Source organism: Clostridium beijerinckii, assembly GCF_018223745.1.
GTDB lineage: Bacteria > Bacillota > Clostridia > Clostridiales > Clostridiaceae > Clostridium > Clostridium beijerinckii.
On the sequence record NZ_CP073653.1, the window covers coordinates 4,787,147 to 4,802,952 of the forward strand.

14 protein-coding genes and 1 riboswitch are annotated in these 15,806 nt (G+C 27.6%); of the genes, 3 read left to right on the plus strand and 11 right to left on the minus strand.

All coding sequences use genetic code 11. The features are described from left to right. Window positions 1-4: 4 nt before the first annotated feature. From fliF to KEC93_RS21645, 5 genes are all read right to left on the minus strand, one after another. Complete coding sequence (gene fliF / locus KEC93_RS21625; protein WP_077868938.1) at window positions 5-1,576, minus strand: flagellar basal-body MS-ring/collar protein FliF; 1,572 nt, start codon at window positions 1,574-1,576, stop codon at window positions 5-7. Between the two features lie 21 nt (window positions 1,577-1,597). Beyond that, window positions 1,598-1,915 (minus strand): flagellar hook-basal body complex protein FliE, encoded by a 318-nt coding sequence (gene fliE / locus KEC93_RS21630; RefSeq protein WP_023973284.1) that lies wholly within the window; start codon window positions 1,913-1,915, stop codon window positions 1,598-1,600. 11 nt (window positions 1,916-1,926) lie between these two features. After that, window positions 1,927-2,334 (minus strand): flagellar basal body rod protein FlgC, encoded by a 408-nt coding sequence (gene flgC, locus KEC93_RS21635; protein WP_023973285.1) that lies wholly within the window; start codon window positions 2,332-2,334, stop codon window positions 1,927-1,929. Window positions 2,335-2,416: 82 nt separating this feature from the next. Beyond that, window positions 2,417-2,821 carry a flagellar basal body rod protein FlgB gene (gene flgB, locus KEC93_RS21640; RefSeq protein ID WP_077868940.1) on the minus strand — a complete coding sequence of 135 codons (405 nt, stop codon included), beginning with the start codon at window positions 2,819-2,821 and terminating at the stop codon, window positions 2,417-2,419. Window positions 2,822-3,543: 722 nt separating this feature from the next. Then, window positions 3,544-3,633: riboswitch (cyclic di-GMP riboswitch) on the minus strand. A gap of 275 nt (window positions 3,634-3,908) precedes the next feature. Then, complete coding sequence (locus KEC93_RS21645; RefSeq protein WP_077868941.1) at window positions 3,909-4,745, minus strand: flagellin; 837 nt, start codon at window positions 4,743-4,745, stop codon at window positions 3,909-3,911. 406 nt (window positions 4,746-5,151) lie between these two features. Here KEC93_RS21645 and tnpA point away from each other — a divergent pair, with 406 nt between their 5' ends. From tnpA to tnpC, 3 genes are all read left to right on the plus strand, one after another. Continuing rightward, entirely contained in the window at window positions 5,152-5,481 is a 330-nt protein-coding gene (gene tnpA, locus KEC93_RS21650; protein ID WP_077868942.1) for an IS66 family insertion sequence element accessory protein TnpA, read from the plus strand. Continuing rightward, a complete protein-coding gene (gene tnpB, locus KEC93_RS21655) occupies window positions 5,468-5,818 on the plus strand; it encodes an IS66 family insertion sequence element accessory protein TnpB (RefSeq protein ID WP_077868943.1) in 351 nt (116 codons plus the stop codon). Before tnpA ends, tnpB begins: the two co-directional genes overlap by 14 nt. 159 nt (window positions 5,819-5,977) lie before the next feature. Continuing rightward, window positions 5,978-7,528 carry an IS66 family transposase gene (gene tnpC / locus KEC93_RS21660; RefSeq protein WP_420022551.1) on the plus strand — a complete coding sequence of 517 codons (1,551 nt, stop codon included), beginning with the start codon at window positions 5,978-5,980 and terminating at the stop codon, window positions 7,526-7,528. Between the two features lie 38 nt (window positions 7,529-7,566). On the opposite strand, the gene KEC93_RS21665 is transcribed toward tnpC, so the two are convergent. The 6 genes from KEC93_RS21665 to KEC93_RS21690 all read right to left on the minus strand — a co-directional run bounded on the left by KEC93_RS21665 (window position 7,567) and on the right by KEC93_RS21690 (window position 15,712). Beyond that, window positions 7,567-8,961, minus strand: a complete 1,395-nt coding sequence (locus tag KEC93_RS21665; protein ID WP_111944659.1) for an IS5 family transposase — start codon at window positions 8,959-8,961, stop codon at window positions 7,567-7,569. Between the two features lie 330 nt (window positions 8,962-9,291). Next, window positions 9,292-9,543: a hypothetical protein gene (locus tag KEC93_RS21670; protein ID WP_077868050.1), complete on the minus strand. Its 252-nt coding sequence runs from the start codon at window positions 9,541-9,543 to the stop codon at window positions 9,292-9,294. Window positions 9,544-9,548: 5 nt separating this feature from the next. Beyond that, window positions 9,549-9,728, minus strand: coding sequence for a YjfB family protein (locus tag KEC93_RS21675; protein WP_077868049.1), 180 nt, complete (start codon window positions 9,726-9,728; stop codon window positions 9,549-9,551). Between the two features lie 56 nt (window positions 9,729-9,784). After that, window positions 9,785-10,846 carry a glycosyltransferase gene (locus tag KEC93_RS21680; RefSeq protein ID WP_077868048.1) on the minus strand — a complete coding sequence of 354 codons (1,062 nt, stop codon included), beginning with the start codon at window positions 10,844-10,846 and terminating at the stop codon, window positions 9,785-9,787. A 377-nt stretch (window positions 10,847-11,223) separates the two neighbouring features. Beyond that, entirely contained in the window at window positions 11,224-13,554 is a 2,331-nt protein-coding gene (locus tag KEC93_RS21685; protein ID WP_242960315.1) for a methyltransferase domain-containing protein, read from the minus strand. Between the two features lie 43 nt (window positions 13,555-13,597). Then, window positions 13,598-15,712 (minus strand): glycosyltransferase family 2 protein, encoded by a 2,115-nt coding sequence (locus KEC93_RS21690; RefSeq protein ID WP_172462675.1) that lies wholly within the window; start codon window positions 15,710-15,712, stop codon window positions 13,598-13,600. Between the last annotated feature and the right edge of the window lie 94 nt (window positions 15,713-15,806).

A 15,806-nucleotide genomic window follows, 5' to 3' on the forward strand; every position in this document is an offset into this window, starting at 1 on the left:
GCCATCACCTCTCATTTTCAGTCAACCATGACTTGATTATTTCTACTACTTGCTCTGGTTTTTCTGTTGCATATTTCTTTATCTCTTCTTCTAAGTGTGATTTTTTAGTTTTAGCCTCAAATTCTATTGGTTCAAAAACATCATCTGTTGGTTCTTTAGGTAATATAGTATCATCAATTAAAGTATTTAATAATTGTTCATTTTCTTCTTTCTTCTTCTTTCTTCTCTTTGCGACGAAGTAAATAATAATACCTAAAAGCAATGCTCCCAAAATTCCTGCAACAATCATCATCTTATTCTTGCTAGCTGTAGCTGTCTCTGCATTCATAGCATCAATTTCTGCCTTAGCTTGATCCTGAGCTGTTGTGTCAAATGCCATTCCAAGCACCGAAACTTTATCTCCTCTAAGTGTATCCAATCCAATTGCATTTCCAACTGTATTTTCAAGTGTCTGTTGCGTCGCAGCATCTAAATTTCCATCAATCACAACTGATGCTGTAAGTCTTTTAACTTCTCCTGGTGCACTAATAACTTTAGATTCACTTTTGCCCACTTCATAATTTGTCTTCTGATCTTCCTTACTTGAAGTCGAAGGGTTATTATTTGTAGCTGTAGTTGTATTACTCATATTATTATCAACAGGACTTTGACTTGTAGTTGTTGATCCTGAGTTATTCGATTCCTTTGAATTTTCTTGACTTACAATTACTTTATTCGGATCTACTACTGTTTGTGTCTTTTGTTTTGAATCAAAATCCAAGTTTACATTAACAGTAGCCTTAACTTTCCCTTTACCAACGATTGGCTCTAATAAACTAACAATTGCCTTTTGCATCCTATCTTCATATGCCTTTTCAGCATCTTGTTGCTTTGATATTGTTTCAGAACTTACTGAATTATTTTGATCTGAATTTATATCCTTAGTAAGTAAATTCATATTATCATCTATAACATCTATGTTTTCTCTAGGTATGTTTTCAGTTGCCCCAGATACTAATGCTACTATTGATTTAACCTGATCCTCACTAATAGTTGTCCCTTTTTTTAATTTCAGATAAACTGCTGCCTTTCCAGGTTCTTTATCCTTCACAAAAACAGAATCCTTAGCCTCAGTTATATGTACTCTCGCTTCTTCTACTTGTGGAAAACTTTTTATTGTCTTTTCCAACTCACCTTGCTGCATTCTAACTTTTTTTATTTTAAATTCTTCATCCGTCATTCCAAAGGAACTTCCACTATCCATTAATTCATAGCCTTTACTTCCAGATGTCAAAGTTGGTGCTAGCTCCAACCTTAATTTATCCACTTGATCCTTAGGAACCCAAATCGTATTTGTGTTACTATCTATTTTAGTATCAACTTTTTTTTCATTTAAACTATTAACGACAGTTTGAGCATCAGCTGCATCAAGATCAGAAAATAGTACTTGATATTTGTTAGAAGATGAGTAAAAAATCCCACTTATAATTGCAATAATAACTGCCACGATTGCTACTATTATAGCAGCTTTTATCTTCTTATTCTTGGATTTAAACTTTTCCAAAAGCCCCTTAACTTTTTCTAAAAGTTTTTTCATTATTAAGCTCTCCTCACCTTACTACAATTGCAACCTCGATAATTGATTATATCCGTCCAATAACTTGTCTCTAGTTTGTGCTAAAAACTGAAGACTCAAACTAGCCTCCTGATTCTTAACCATAACTTCATCAATATTAACATCATCACCTTTAATAAACTTTGTTGCAGTTTCATCAGCTTGTGTCATCTTACCGTTGGTATCATCTACTGCCTTTTTTAAGACATCTCCAAAATTAACTGAGTTATTGCTTTCATTATTGCTCTTATCACTATTGATATCTTTAAATTTATTATTAAATATAATTTCATTTTGTGCAAACTTATCTTCTATTCTCATTTTTCATCCCCCTACTTACCAATTTCTAAAGCCTTTGAAAACATGCTCTTTAAAGCATTAAAAGTATCAACATTTGCCTCGTAAGATCTAGTTGCTACCATCATATCTGCCATTTCATTTAATACATTCACATTTGGCATTGTAACGTATCCATTGCTATCTGCATCTGGATGCGTTGGGTCATATACCTTTCTTAAAGGTGATGGATCATTTTCAATTTTAACTGCTTTAACTCCTGCCATATCCTTATTAGCATCAAGAGCCTCTTGAAATACAGCTACTTTTCTTACATATGGGCCTTTGCCATCTGCACTTCTTGTTGTACTTGCATTCGCCATATTAGAAGTTATAGTATCCATTCTTAATCTTTCTGCTGAAAGACCCGTTGCACTTATTTGCATGGAAGTAAATGCATTCATTTATAATCCTCCTTTATCTAATCAATAATTCCAAATTTCATAGCTTGTCTAAATATAATTCCTAATTATGTATTGTTTATCACTATTTAATAACAGTTTTTAAATTATTAAATTTATTATTTATGTCAGTTATTAACGCATTATATTTAAGAGTATTTGCTGCTTGATTTACCTTTTCTATATCTAAATCAACATTATTTCCATCACTTCTCATGCTAGTACTCTTATCCTGTTCAATTGATATATTATCACCGCTATTTGAACCACTACTTGAAAAGTGACGTGGATTAGTGCGTTTTAACTCTAATTTTGAAAAATCTCCCTGATTCTTTAAATTTTCCTCAAATACTACATTAAATCTCTTATAATCTTTCGTATTGACATTTGCCATATTATTAGCAATTGTTTTAGCTCTAACATTTGATGCTTTAATGCCTTGTTTAATCAAATCATAAGTAGCATCTGAACTAATAGATTGTATTGCCATAAATTCACATCCTTACATTTCGCCTTCTACTTGCATAAATATCTAAAACTTTCAGTACAAATATTTTATTTTACACATTATTAGAAATATGTAAAATAAAATGCTTTTTTCCTCACAATTTTTACCTGAGTAAAATATTACAATTTATTTTGACCAATTAATAATTTAATTATAGAATAACTATGCAATTTTATCTATAATTTTTTGAAAAATGTTTTCCAATTTATTTACTAATTCCGATTTTTTTTGGTTTTATTGTAATATTCCCCCACATAATAAATCTTCTAAAATAAATTAAATGCCATTTTTAGACTTTCTGCCGTATTTATCCGTACTGTGGCCTACCATATATCTAAAAAATAAAAGGTGTCTATAAATTATAGGCACCAAAAATATTTAAAGCAAAATAAATATAAACTTTATTAATATGTTGCAATTCACAATACACATTTCTCAATTCATAATTACAGCTAAAATTCTTGCAATATTTTTAGAATTATCATGAAGAATTATTTTGGCAACATATATATAATTATCTTATGCCTAGTTTTGTAATACTCGCATGTTAACAAATAATAAAACAAATCAAACAAAATGAAAGATCTTACTTTCCAATATTCTTCATTAATATTCGAGATAACAATAACACGACATTAAATAAGTCCAATTAGTCTTCAATATAAATTTTTTCATGAAGCTAAGAACTAAGTTTCACTTTATATTTTGGCAACCTGACAATCCTAGAAAATAAAATTCTCCTTAGACTCATGGCTTTGCGGCCTTATTTTTCAATAAGTGTGCTAGTATCAATATAATTTGTCCTTTTAAATTATAATGTATTTTGGTTTATTTAACCACAGTTATTTTTAATTTTCGATAAAATCATCTAATAAATTATAAATTTCATTATAATTTATCCAATAATTTTCGATAATAGAATTTTGTATAAATATAAATCTAATATTTCACAAAATTATCCATTAAAATTGTTTAAATCATTTATTTTAGTTTCAAAAAAATAAACTATAGTAAACTCTGATAATCAGAATTTATTATAGTTTATTTTAAAATAATCCTCATCTCTGTATTATTTAACATTAGCTAAAATATTTAAGCAATCCTTAGGAAAGTTATTACTCTGTGCCATTAATCCAATTGAAGAATTAACTAATAACTGACTCTTTGAATATTTCATCATTTCTTCTGCAATATCTGCATCACCAATTCTACTTTGAGCAGTTTGTACATTAATATCTTTATTGCTTAAATAATCAGACGTTCCTTCCAATCTATTTTGTATGGAACCATATTTACTTCTTATCTTTGCAACCATTTGAGTTGCTTTATCTATAGATCGAAGTGATTCATCAATATTATTTATATCCAAATCACTAACCCCTAAATTTGATGCACTTACATCAAATATAGGTATGTCAACATTTTCATCATCCATATTCCCTATAGCACTCTTTATGATTTTTGTTGGATTTAAATTTAAACTTGAAGCACTTGGTTCAGATAATTTAATACCATTAAACTCTGTATTATTCGTTAAATCATTTATATCGGCTTTAATACTGTTAATTTCATTTTGAATAATTTTTTTATCTGAATCTGTTAGAGTATCTGAACCAGCACTAACTGCTAATTCTTTCAACCTACATAAATTATCATTTATTTCTTGAAGAGAACCATCAAAAGTTTGTAGCATAGAATTAGTATCTTGAATATTCTTACTTGCAGCATCGTTAGTCAGTACCTGTATCTTTAAAGTTTCATTTTTCCCTACCTTTCCCGGATTATCTTTAGCAGAATTTAACCTGCTTCCAGTACTCACATTATTTAGCGCCTTAGCATTATCCTCAATTCTATTTTTATATGTTTTATATATGCTTAATGAGAACATATTATGAGAAAGTCTCAATTTATATAACCTCCTTTTTCATTTTACTTGTATCATTTTGTATTATTTTATATAACTACTGCGATTCACATCAGCAATACTAAATAAATAATAGAAAAAATTTTTAATATAAATTTCTTTTCTTGTATTTATTATCGTAAGGATTAAAACTATCTTTAGTTTTAACATAAAACATATCATATTAAAGTTTTTTATTCATTACTTAATTATAACTAAAACAGGTTTTATAAGCTTCTATAAAATTTTTATTAAAACTTATTATTAACTATATATAACTAATTATATTAAAAAATATCTACAGTCATCTTTTTCAGCTTTACGTAAGCGTAAAAAAATTAACGGATAGATAAATGTAAACCTCCATTGTTAAAATTAACATAGATTTTAACAATGGAGGTTTACTTATATGAATAATAATGAAAATATAAAGTGGAGAGAAATTGTTGCTGGCTTTTCTTCTTACGAAGGAACGTTAGGAAATTTCTGCAATGCAAATCACATTACTAAAAGTCAATTTTATTACTATAAAAAGAAATTTAAGGATGAAAATAATAATTTACAGTTTCATGCAATTTCCATGAGAGAAGAAAGAGTAAGAACTGAAATCACTGTGGTTCCAGCTGATAGACCTAATATAATAATAGAAATAGGAACAGCTAAAATATATGTACCGGCTAATGAAATAGCCGTTTTGAGTAATTTACTTAAGGATCTGATTGCAAATGTTCAATCTTAATAAAGTTAATACAGTTTATCTTGCATGTGGAATAACAGATTTGAGAAAAAGCATTGATGGACTAGTAGTGATTGTGCAAACGCAGCTAAAGCTGGATCCGTTTGAAAAAGCCTTGTTTGTTTTTTGTAATAGACAAATGAATAGAATTAAGATTCTCCACTTTGATGAAGGATTCTGGCTATACTATTTTCGACTTGAAAATAGTATATTGAAATGGCCGATGACTCCAGACGAAGCTCTTAAAATTAACAAAGAAGAATTGAAATGGCTCCTTATGGGATATGAAGTTAGAACTAAGTCTAAATTTAAGCCAATTGAAGTAAGAAACAGCTTTTAAAGTAAATATTGCTATAAGCCCTTAATTTTGAACTTTTACAAGTTTCGGAATTAAGGGTTTTGTGGTAATATATGCCTACATTTGTTGTGAGGTATGAAAATGGATATTTTAGATTTAGAAGATCAGCTTGATGAAAAAACAAAATTATTGATTTATAAAATGGAAGAACAAATTGAATCAAAGGATAAAGAAATTGATAATTTAAAAAAGGAATCAGCTTTTCTTAAAGGACAAATTCTAAATAAAAACAGAAAAATTTTTGGACAATCTAGTGAGCAAGTTGATTCAAGACAAATCTCACTTTTTAATGATGCTGAAAAAAACAGTGATCTTAAAATAAATGAGCCTCTCATTGAAGAAATTACATATACAAGAAAAAAATCATCTTCTCATTTAGGAAAGAAAGATAATTTATCCGGCCTAGATAGAGTTACAATTGAGCATAAACTTGATGAATCAGAAGCAGTTTGTGATAGATGTGGAAATAATTTAGTTGTAATTGGCAAAAAATCAAAAGAAATTTTAAAATATAAGCCAGCAGAACTTTACATAGAAGAACATATTTCATATACATATGCTTGCAAAAATTGCGAAGCGGATGCTGATAAAACCAATATAATTTCTGCAAAAATACCAAATACTTTCTTATATAAAAGTATGGCTTCAAATGAATTGTTAGCTCACGTTGTGAGTATGAAATATCAATATGCAATGCCATTATATAGAATGGAATCATACTTTAAGATGATGGATGTTAATCTTTCAAGCCAGACATTATCTAACTGGATAATAGGTTGTGCAAATGAACTTCAGCCTGTTTTTGATTATATGAAAGAGGATCTCTTAAAAAGAAATTATATTCATGCTGACGAAACATATGTCAAGGTTATTGAAGAAAATGGAAAAGATTCTAATTCAAAAAGATTCATGTGGCTATATCGCTCCGGAGGCATTGAAAATCCAGTAATTCTATATGATTATCAGAAAACAAGATCTGGTTCTTGTGCTGAAGAATTTCTTGAAGGATTCTCAGGCTATCTTCAAACAGATGGATATGATGGATATAATAAAGTTAAAAACATAAAAAGTCTATATTGTATGGCACATATTAGAAGAAAATTCTTTGAAATAATATCACTCTTAAGCCCCGAAGCTTTAAAGCAATCACATGCGCTAGAAGGGTTTAATTATTGCGAACAACTTTATGAAATTGAAAAAGAACTGAGGGAACAATATATAGATAGTGATAATTATTATGATGAGCGACATGCAATAAGACTTAAGAAATCTTTACCTATTCTTAAGAAATTTCAAGAATATGTAGATGTTGAAATTGTTAATGCTCTTCCTAAAAGCCATTTAGGCAAGGCGCTTGCATATGCTCAAAAACTATTACCTTATACGAGAACCTTTCTGACAAATGGATGTCTTGAGATTGATAATAATTCAGCTGAAAGAGCTATAAAGCCATTTGTAATCGGCAGAAAAAATTGGATGTTTTCCAAGACAGCAAAAGGTGCAAAATCAAGTGCACTTCTTTATAGTATTGTTGAAACTGCTAAAGCCAATGGCTTAGCAGTAGAAAAGTATTTAGTATATTTGTTTGAAATGCTTGCAAATGCAGAATTTAAAGAACGTGATATATTAGAAAAATGTATGCCGTGGGCAGAAAGCACTCCAGATGAACTGCACATTAAGATTAGCAAATGATCATTTCTATATAGGGGGTGCTTTAAAACCCCCTATATTTATATGTAGTATTCCAAAATATAGTAATTTGTAAAATGGCGTAGAATGACCCTCAATTTTTTATCAAGGTTCATTACAAAAAATGCCATATTAATAACGCACTCAGCAGTTTCTTTTAAATCTGCAAATATTCTGGCTAAACCATATCTAGTTTTACCAGTACCAAACTTTCCCTCAACTTCATTTCTTTCGCATGTATCAACATACTCTTGATTTTTTTCAGCTTTAGTTTTATTCTTTTTAGGTCTGCCTAAAGCAGGGCCGGTAATGCTAATTCCATTTTCTTTGCAATAGTTTAAGTTTTTTCTATTTCTATAAATTTTATCAGCCAATATTCTTTCAGGATAAAAGCCATTTCTTGCTTTATAACTCTCTGTTATAGGTATTAAGCTTTCGCATTCGTTGTAAGCATCCCAACTCAACTTTTCCATTCTAACATAACCATTAGCAACACTTATTTCAACTTTTGCCCCGAATTCCGTAGGAGCTTTAGTTTTTCCTCTAACAATTGGTCTAACATGTGGTTGACTGATACTAACAATCCTATTTTCTACTGTATGTTTTCTATTATCAAACATATATTTTTGTTGATGATATAACTGTAAAATCACTTCATATTCTTCTGATTGTCGACTATTAAGCTTTTTTCCATTCGCAATAAAATTTACTACATATCCAATATCTCTAGCAATATAATTTAATTGTTTCCTTATAGCTTTGCGCATCTTTTTAGAATTTTTCTTTCTGGCCTTTGAAACATTTAGAAAATCCTTACGCGCAATTTTCCTATAAGTTCTAGGCTTTTTAGATTCAGAAGGATTATGCAATTGATCAATATATCCTTCAAGTTTTTCTCTTGCAGAATTTAAAAGATTTAAATCTTGTGGATAAGTTATATCGGCTGGAGTACATGTTGCATCAATAATGATAGTGCCTTGATTAGATTGATCTGAATCATTTCCATCATCATTATCGTCATGCTTATCTTTATCATCATTATTTTTAGTAGTATCTTTAAGAATAGTATTATTCATTTCAATAATCATATCATCATCAATTCTTTTTCGAAATTCAACCATTGAAGACGCTCCAAATGGTGCGGAATTTTGGAATTCTTTCAAACCAATAAAATATTGAAGGTAAGGATTTTCGGCGATAGCAGATACCGTTTCACGATCGGAACAATTAAGTTTTTGCTTTATTATTAAGCTTCCTAATACAATTCGAAATGGTTTTGATGGACGACCATTATTAATGAATTGTTTAGCATATGTTTCTTCAAATTCATGCCATGGTATTATTGACGCTAATTTAACCCACCTATTATTTTTATCTAATTCTCCGTATGGAAATATAAAATCTTCTATTTTTAATTGGTTATCAATTGAATACATATAAATTCACTCCTAAGTGCAAGGGTTTTTACCCTATATTTAAAATATCTATGCACTTAGTATTCCATAAAATATCATACATAATACTATTCCAAACACTTAAGCCAATTTGGAGCAGCCCCTATATAAAATTGTACCCAACAGAAAATATAAGTTTTTCTGTTGGGTTTATTTTATCACTTAAGTTTAGGCTGCTGCTACGCGTCGATTTTTTGACGCTTACAGCTTTACTATGCAAAAATGAAACTTTATTCGTTCTAAATAAATTTGGCGCTATATTTACTAAAAAGAAAAATGAGTATCCATATCTATTTTGCTAGCTATTGATGCTCATCTAATCATTTTCCAATCTTCACTTTTTCTACTTTCACTATCTAAAGCTTTAACTTGCATAGCTAAATCATTTAATTTAACGTTTATCAGTTCCAATTCCTTTTCAATAAGATTATCATACTTAGCCTTCTCTGTTAACTTTTTCATTTGTAATAATTTTTGTTCCATAATATCCAGCAGTCTTTGTCTATAAATTATCCACTGAAGTTCTTGTTCTAATTCTTTCTTTAACTCCTCTCTCTCATCCATCTAAACTAAACTCTAGCATCCAAGTTATTTCCTAAATTAGGATCTACTGTAACATTCTTTAGTACTTCAGTCATTTGAGCAGCACTTTCTTTTTCAGCATTCATCATCATTTTTGCCAATTGTACACCAGCTGATTGTTTTACACTTGATTGACTCATTACCGTTGATAATTCTGCTATATCCATATTTACTCCTCCAATATTTATTAATTTTTCTAAATTATCGTTATATTTAATATTTTCTAAACTTGATTTAAAAATACCTTAAGTCTATTTTTTGCTAGTTCATAATCATTGCACATATTATAATACTCTATAGCCTTCTCTTTAAAATCCAAAACTTCATATATCACCCCTATATTATAATAGGAAATATATGAAGTTATTCCGTCCGCTTTACTGTCTGAGAATTTAGTACACTCTAAGAAACTATTTATTGCCTCTGTAAATTTGGCATTATTCATATATATTAAGCCCATAAGAAATAGAAAATCAGCATACTTTGAATAAGTTCCAAGACAATTCTCCAAAATAAGAGCATCAGAATATCTGCAGCTGTTAATTAAAGAATATCCATAAGTTTCAACCAAATCCTCTACATATTCCAATCTAAAATCTAATTGAAATGATAATGCATTTTCAAAATACTCAATAGAAGTTTCATAATCCTTTAACATATAATAAGACTTTCCTAGTTGAAAATAAATATATGGATCTTTTGACTCATCTTTCAATGCCACTTCTAACAAATATATATTTCTTTTAAGTTTATCTGTTCTGTTTAATATTTCCTTTTTATAACCTATATGTTCAGCTAATATTTCTAATATTTCTGTTTCATAGTCCTTATTATCTAAAGCTACTATCTGCTCATGAATAATTCCTTCATAGTGAAAATAATTTTTGTTAAAAAGTCTATTTCCTCTTTCTGTATATTTCTTATTTCCATTAGAATCATCCATAATATTAATTCTTTGGATTCTACCAACTTTATTTCTATTCGTTACCTTACTTATAAATTCATATAACATATCTTTATTAAAATTTATAATAAATTCATCTGCATCTAATACAAGTACCCAATCATTTGAAGCTTTTGATATTGAAAAGTTTCTAGCTTTCGAAAAATCATTACACCATTTAAAATCATAAATTTTATCTGTGAATTCTGATGCAATAATCTTTGTATTATCATCAGAACCTGTATCTACTATAATTATTTCATCTACGAAGGTTTCTACTTTAGATAGACAACTTTTAATATTTTGTCCTTCGTTTTTAACTATCATACATAAACTCAACATCTTCTTAACTCCTCTAGTAACCATTTATGCTTCTTTCATATAGTATTTTAATCTATTCTTGTAAATTAAAACACTATTGATAAATTCCACCTTTTACAAAAACCAATTATCTGTATTACTCCCCATAAGTACCAATCACTTGCATAGACCTTTCCTAAAAAAATATGATATCGGCATTCTGCAGTACAAATATTATAATTTCTAGTAGAATTTTCGCTGTATTTCTTTCTTCACGTTTATTATAAAATACATTTACTTACAAACTCAAAATATTATAACATTTCCTTAGATTTGATATTTCCCTCAAATAATTTCACTAACATAATAAATACAAGTGGATTTAATATGTTTGAGTAAATATAATTATAATATAAATTTTATTTTTCACATACTGCAATCATAGTAAAAGCATTATGCTTCATACCAAAATTAACTTTGTAATCACTAACAGAATAATATTCAATCTTACTATACTGTTTTTCAATTATATTTCTAAATTCTTGAAAACTATATTCTTTTATATGAAATGGATTATTTATATGTTTTCTCATTTCTGCATTTGGAGTTGAAATTATAAACTTTCCATTTCCTTTTATTACTCTTTTTGATTCATGTAAATATTGTTCAATTAACTCTAATGGTAAATGTTCAAACACTTCATATGAAACATAAATATCAAACTCATTATCTTTATATGGAAGATTTGTTACATCTCCATTCACCCAATTTATATTATCGAAACCATATATATCTTTTCCAAATTTAATATTGTCTTCTGCTATATCTAATGCTTCTACATTCGAACAAATTTTAGAAAAATAAGCTGCTCCATACCCAAAACCACAAGGAGATTCTAAAACTTTGTCACTACTTTTAATAAAGCTTGCAGCAAATATATACCTCTCAGCTATTTTTAAATATCCTAGCATTGGCATAAACTGTGATGCTGGTATAGCCCTTTCCCAACTATATATCACTGAATTCTTATTTACATCATCAACTATACCTTTATCAAAAATAAATCCTGCAATATTATTAACGAATTCTACTTCTAATTCTAATATATTCCTCAAAAACTTAGTAATATATTTTATATTTCCATTCTTCTTCATTGGTTCCGGCAGAACAATATTTTCATCTTTTATGTTGTACCAAATATTATTAAATATAAGACTTTTATTTTTATTATTTTTAAGAATAAACTCTATTAACTCGTACTCATTACTTACTCTTTCCCTTTTTCCAATAGTTATATCTGCAGATTTAAAATCGTAACTTTCAAAATAGATATTTGGGTAACTTATAAATTCATTAAATCTTCTATAGATATAATCCAATGTAAGTTCTTCCTTCTCTATTTTACTTAATTCTTCCTTGCTTCGAGTTAAATTAATAAGTTCCTTTATTTCATCTACTTGCTTATTTAATGAATAGTTATCTTCAATAAACTTTCTATATTCTTGTGAATTATAATCTTTTTCAGTAATCATATTAACAGCTTCATCAATAGAATTAAAAAGATACTTTTTATCCCATATTTCATCTGCGAAGACAAAATCATGTATTACAGGTTTTATCCCCCTTGACATAGCTTCTGCAATACCGTAGCCAAAACTTTCATGTATACTTGAAGATAGAATATAATTCTTATTTTCTAACCATTTACTTATATCTTTTTGCCAACCTTGAAATATAATATTATTATTTAATCCCATTTGTTGTATCTGATAATTCCAATATAGTTCAATTAACGAATCTTGAAATTGCCCTGCAATATATAATTTGTATCTTTTATCGATTTTTACAAGATTATTTATTATTTGAAGTAATAAAACTGGATTTTTTCTTTGGTGTATATAACCTATATAAGCAATATTATAACCTGATTTTCTTAATTTTAGTTGAAATTTATTTAAATTGACTCCATTATGTATAGTAATAATATCGACTTTTTCCTCAATATCTTGTATCTGAGATGCTAAGAATTTTCCAAGGTGCTCTGTCACTAAAATTAATTTATCAACATTATTCCACTCTACATTTTTAGGATAGTTAGTAAAAACTTCATATCTATGCAATCTACATATTATTTTCTTTTCTTTAGCCAACTTGTGCTTACTTCCATAAGCCACAAGTTCATCGCACCATTCAAACCAGCAAATGTCGGCCCATTCCATACCTTCATCTATTTGTTTATATTCCGTCGTAATGATCTTTTTAGTTTCATATTCTTCTGATAAATTATTTATTATATCATCAAGAAAACTATCCATACCTTGCTTCACAAAGAAAATCACTTTTGTTTTATCATCTGTTACCATACTACTATGCTTATTGGATATTTTTTTAATAGAATTTATTATATTTAATTTTATTTTTTCATCATTACAATTTTCTAAAGCTTTTTTATAGTACTTTAAAGAATATCTAATTTCTCCCTCTTGTTCATATATATAAGCCAAATTATAATTTAAATCGAAACTTTGATCATAAATATTAAGTGCCTCTTTTAATACTTTTTTTGCTTCATTTATTTTCTGCTGCATTATATAAACAACAGATAACATCGAGTATAATTCCATATCATATAAATCTATTTTCAAATATTCATCAATTAAAACTATTGCATCATCTAATTTATTATCATTAATAAGTACTTGTATATTTTCTTTTATCTGTTTTTTCATTATCTCTCTTTCATCAGACACATTATCACTTCCTACCTTTTGAATTATTGTGACTTTGTTTAGTCTACATCTTATAATTACTATTACTTTTTTCCCTTAATCTCTCAATTGAAATTTCAGATTTAAATAAAACTATTTCCATATCGTTACTAACTATACTTTCGTATTCTTTTATTAATGATTCAGCCACATCTATATTGCCACTTTTGATAAAATTTCTTATATTGTTTTTTAGTTGGATTTTAAGCTCTTTCATTTCTATACTTTCAAATGATTCTTTCTCTTTCATTTCATTTAACAATAATCCAATTCCCTTTTTCATCATAGGAACTTTTTCTAAAGCTTTTCTTAAATATTTTATATGCTCTAGTTCGTTACCTTTAAATAGAATTTCAGCCTTATACATATATAAGAAGAATATTTCCTCATCATTTTTTACATCATAAATAAATTCATTTTGCAGAAAACCTTCGTTGTATATATTAACTATATAATTTACTCCATAATTAATATAACGCTTAAAAACAAGCAAATAAGTATCATCATTTAATGACTCTGACGAAAGTAAAATTCTACTTAGAATTTTATTTGTTTTCAAATCCTTAAACTCTTGATTTTTTTCATATACAGATACGTATTCTTCAATTTTATCATACAAATCATTATAAGATTCCTTAATATATTTAAAATATGCTTCTATATTGCTTTCGCTCATTTTTAAGAATAAGTTCTGAATTGGTTTTTTTAATGATATCAAATAGTAAAAGACATCACCATAATAATCAAAACACTCGTTCAAATCTATATTATTAATTAATTTATTAATTTTCCCTTCATCCATATTTGCTTTATTAAAATAATCACTTCTAATAGAATTTAGTAATGAATAATTTTCATTGCCATAACAACAAAGCTTATCATAAAGATTTATCCTTTCATCAACGTTTATTAATTTCATTTCTTCTTCTATTGCAGATAAAAAAGTTATTTCTAAACTATCAAACTGGCTTATCTTAAGTCTATCAAAATAATCTAGTAATTCTTTGTATTTTTTAATTTTAAAATAACACTTAACCACTTCATTATAAACTGAAATAATAATTCTTATATCATCAACAAACTCTATATGTTCTATTGCTCTTTCCATATTATCAAGATGAGTATACATTTTGAACATATCAAAATGTGCCTCCGGTTGCCTATTAATCGTATAAACTAATGCAATTATATCAGTTACTTTTGTATTATTATAATAGCTATAAATCAATTCAAAATATTTAGAATAATTCTTTATTGAATCATCGTATTTATTTAATAAATATTGAGATTTGGCCAAAAAATAATATAAATCTATATTTTCACTATCTATCTTCACTGCTTTTTTACATATTTCTTCTGTTTCTTCAAACTTATTATTTGTATAATATGCTGTTGCTAATCTATTATAAACATAAATGTAGTTTATAGTTTCATCTAATGCTTTATTTTTTAGTACATCGTATGCTTTTAGTATTTCTTCTAATCCCTTTTCATGGTCTCCATGCATTCCATATGTAACTGACAACTGAGATCTATTATAAATATTATCCGGTTCTTTTTCTAATTCACTTTCCAACAACTTCCAAGTTCTTTCAAACTTCTTTTTCATTAATTCTTTATCAGTAGTTATATATCCATAATGATCAAAGACTGTTTTCACCTCAACTATTGGTTTCTTAAATACTGGTTGATTATGCACTGCACCAACATACTTAAAATCTAAACTTCTTCTAAATAATCTGGTTGATTTTAATAGGGTATCTGCATATCTATTATTCATATCAACAATGTTATTTACTGTTACTATTATTGTATTAAATTTATCTGAATCTTTACTTTTTAAGAAACCAACAAGCTCATCACTATTTCTTACTTCCTCATCTGCATCAATAATTAAAATCCATTCTCCTTTTGCATACTTAATCGAAATATTCCTCATTTCCGAAAAATTATTGTTCCACAGATGAAAATAAATCTTATCTGTATACTTTTTAGCTATTTCTACTGTATTATCCTTAGATCCAGTATCTACAATTATTATTTCTGAATCTATAGAATTAACTATATTATTTAAACTTGTTAAACACCTTTCAAGGTTTGTTTCTTCATCTTTTACCATCATACAAATACTAAGTTTCATATTTATGCTTCCTCTCATTCATCTAAAGTGATACTAATATAATTATCGCACTATTTATCCATTACTTTAGATATATCTATGAATATAGCGTAAT

Bases quoted from the DNA above. Each gene is read 5' to 3' on its own strand.
- fliF (WP_077868938.1), bottom strand. From the start codon at position 1,576: ATGAAAAAACTTTTAGAAAAAGTTAAGGGGCTTTTGGAAAAGTTTAAA.
- fliE (WP_023973284.1), bottom strand. From the start codon at position 1,915: ATGAGAATAGAAGATAAGTTTGCACAAAATGAAATTATATTTAATAAT.
- flgC (WP_023973285.1), bottom strand. From the start codon at position 2,334: ATGAATGCATTTACTTCCATGCAAATAAGTGCAACGGGTCTTTCAGCA.
- flgB (WP_077868940.1), bottom strand. From the start codon at position 2,821: ATGGCAATACAATCTATTAGTTCAGATGCTACTTATGATTTGATTAAA.
- tnpA (WP_077868942.1), top strand. From the start codon at position 5,152: ATGAATAATAATGAAAATATAAAGTGGAGAGAAATTGTTGCTGGCTTT.
- tnpB (WP_077868943.1), top strand. From the start codon at position 5,468: ATGTTCAATCTTAATAAAGTTAATACAGTTTATCTTGCATGTGGAATA.
- tnpC (WP_420022551.1), top strand. From the start codon at position 5,978: ATGGAAGAACAAATTGAATCAAAGGATAAAGAAATTGATAATTTAAAA.
- KEC93_RS21665 (WP_111944659.1), bottom strand. From the start codon at position 8,961: ATGTATTCAATTGATAACCAATTAAAAATAGAAGATTTTATATTTCCA.
- KEC93_RS21670 (WP_077868050.1), bottom strand. From the start codon at position 9,543: ATGGATGAGAGAGAGGAGTTAAAGAAAGAATTAGAACAAGAACTTCAG.
- KEC93_RS21675 (WP_077868049.1), bottom strand. From the start codon at position 9,728: ATGGATATAGCAGAATTATCAACGGTAATGAGTCAATCAAGTGTAAAA.
- KEC93_RS21680 (WP_077868048.1), bottom strand. From the start codon at position 10,846: ATGTTGAGTTTATGTATGATAGTTAAAAACGAAGGACAAAATATTAAA.
- KEC93_RS21690 (WP_172462675.1), bottom strand. From the start codon at position 15,712: ATGAAACTTAGTATTTGTATGATGGTAAAAGATGAAGAAACAAACCTT.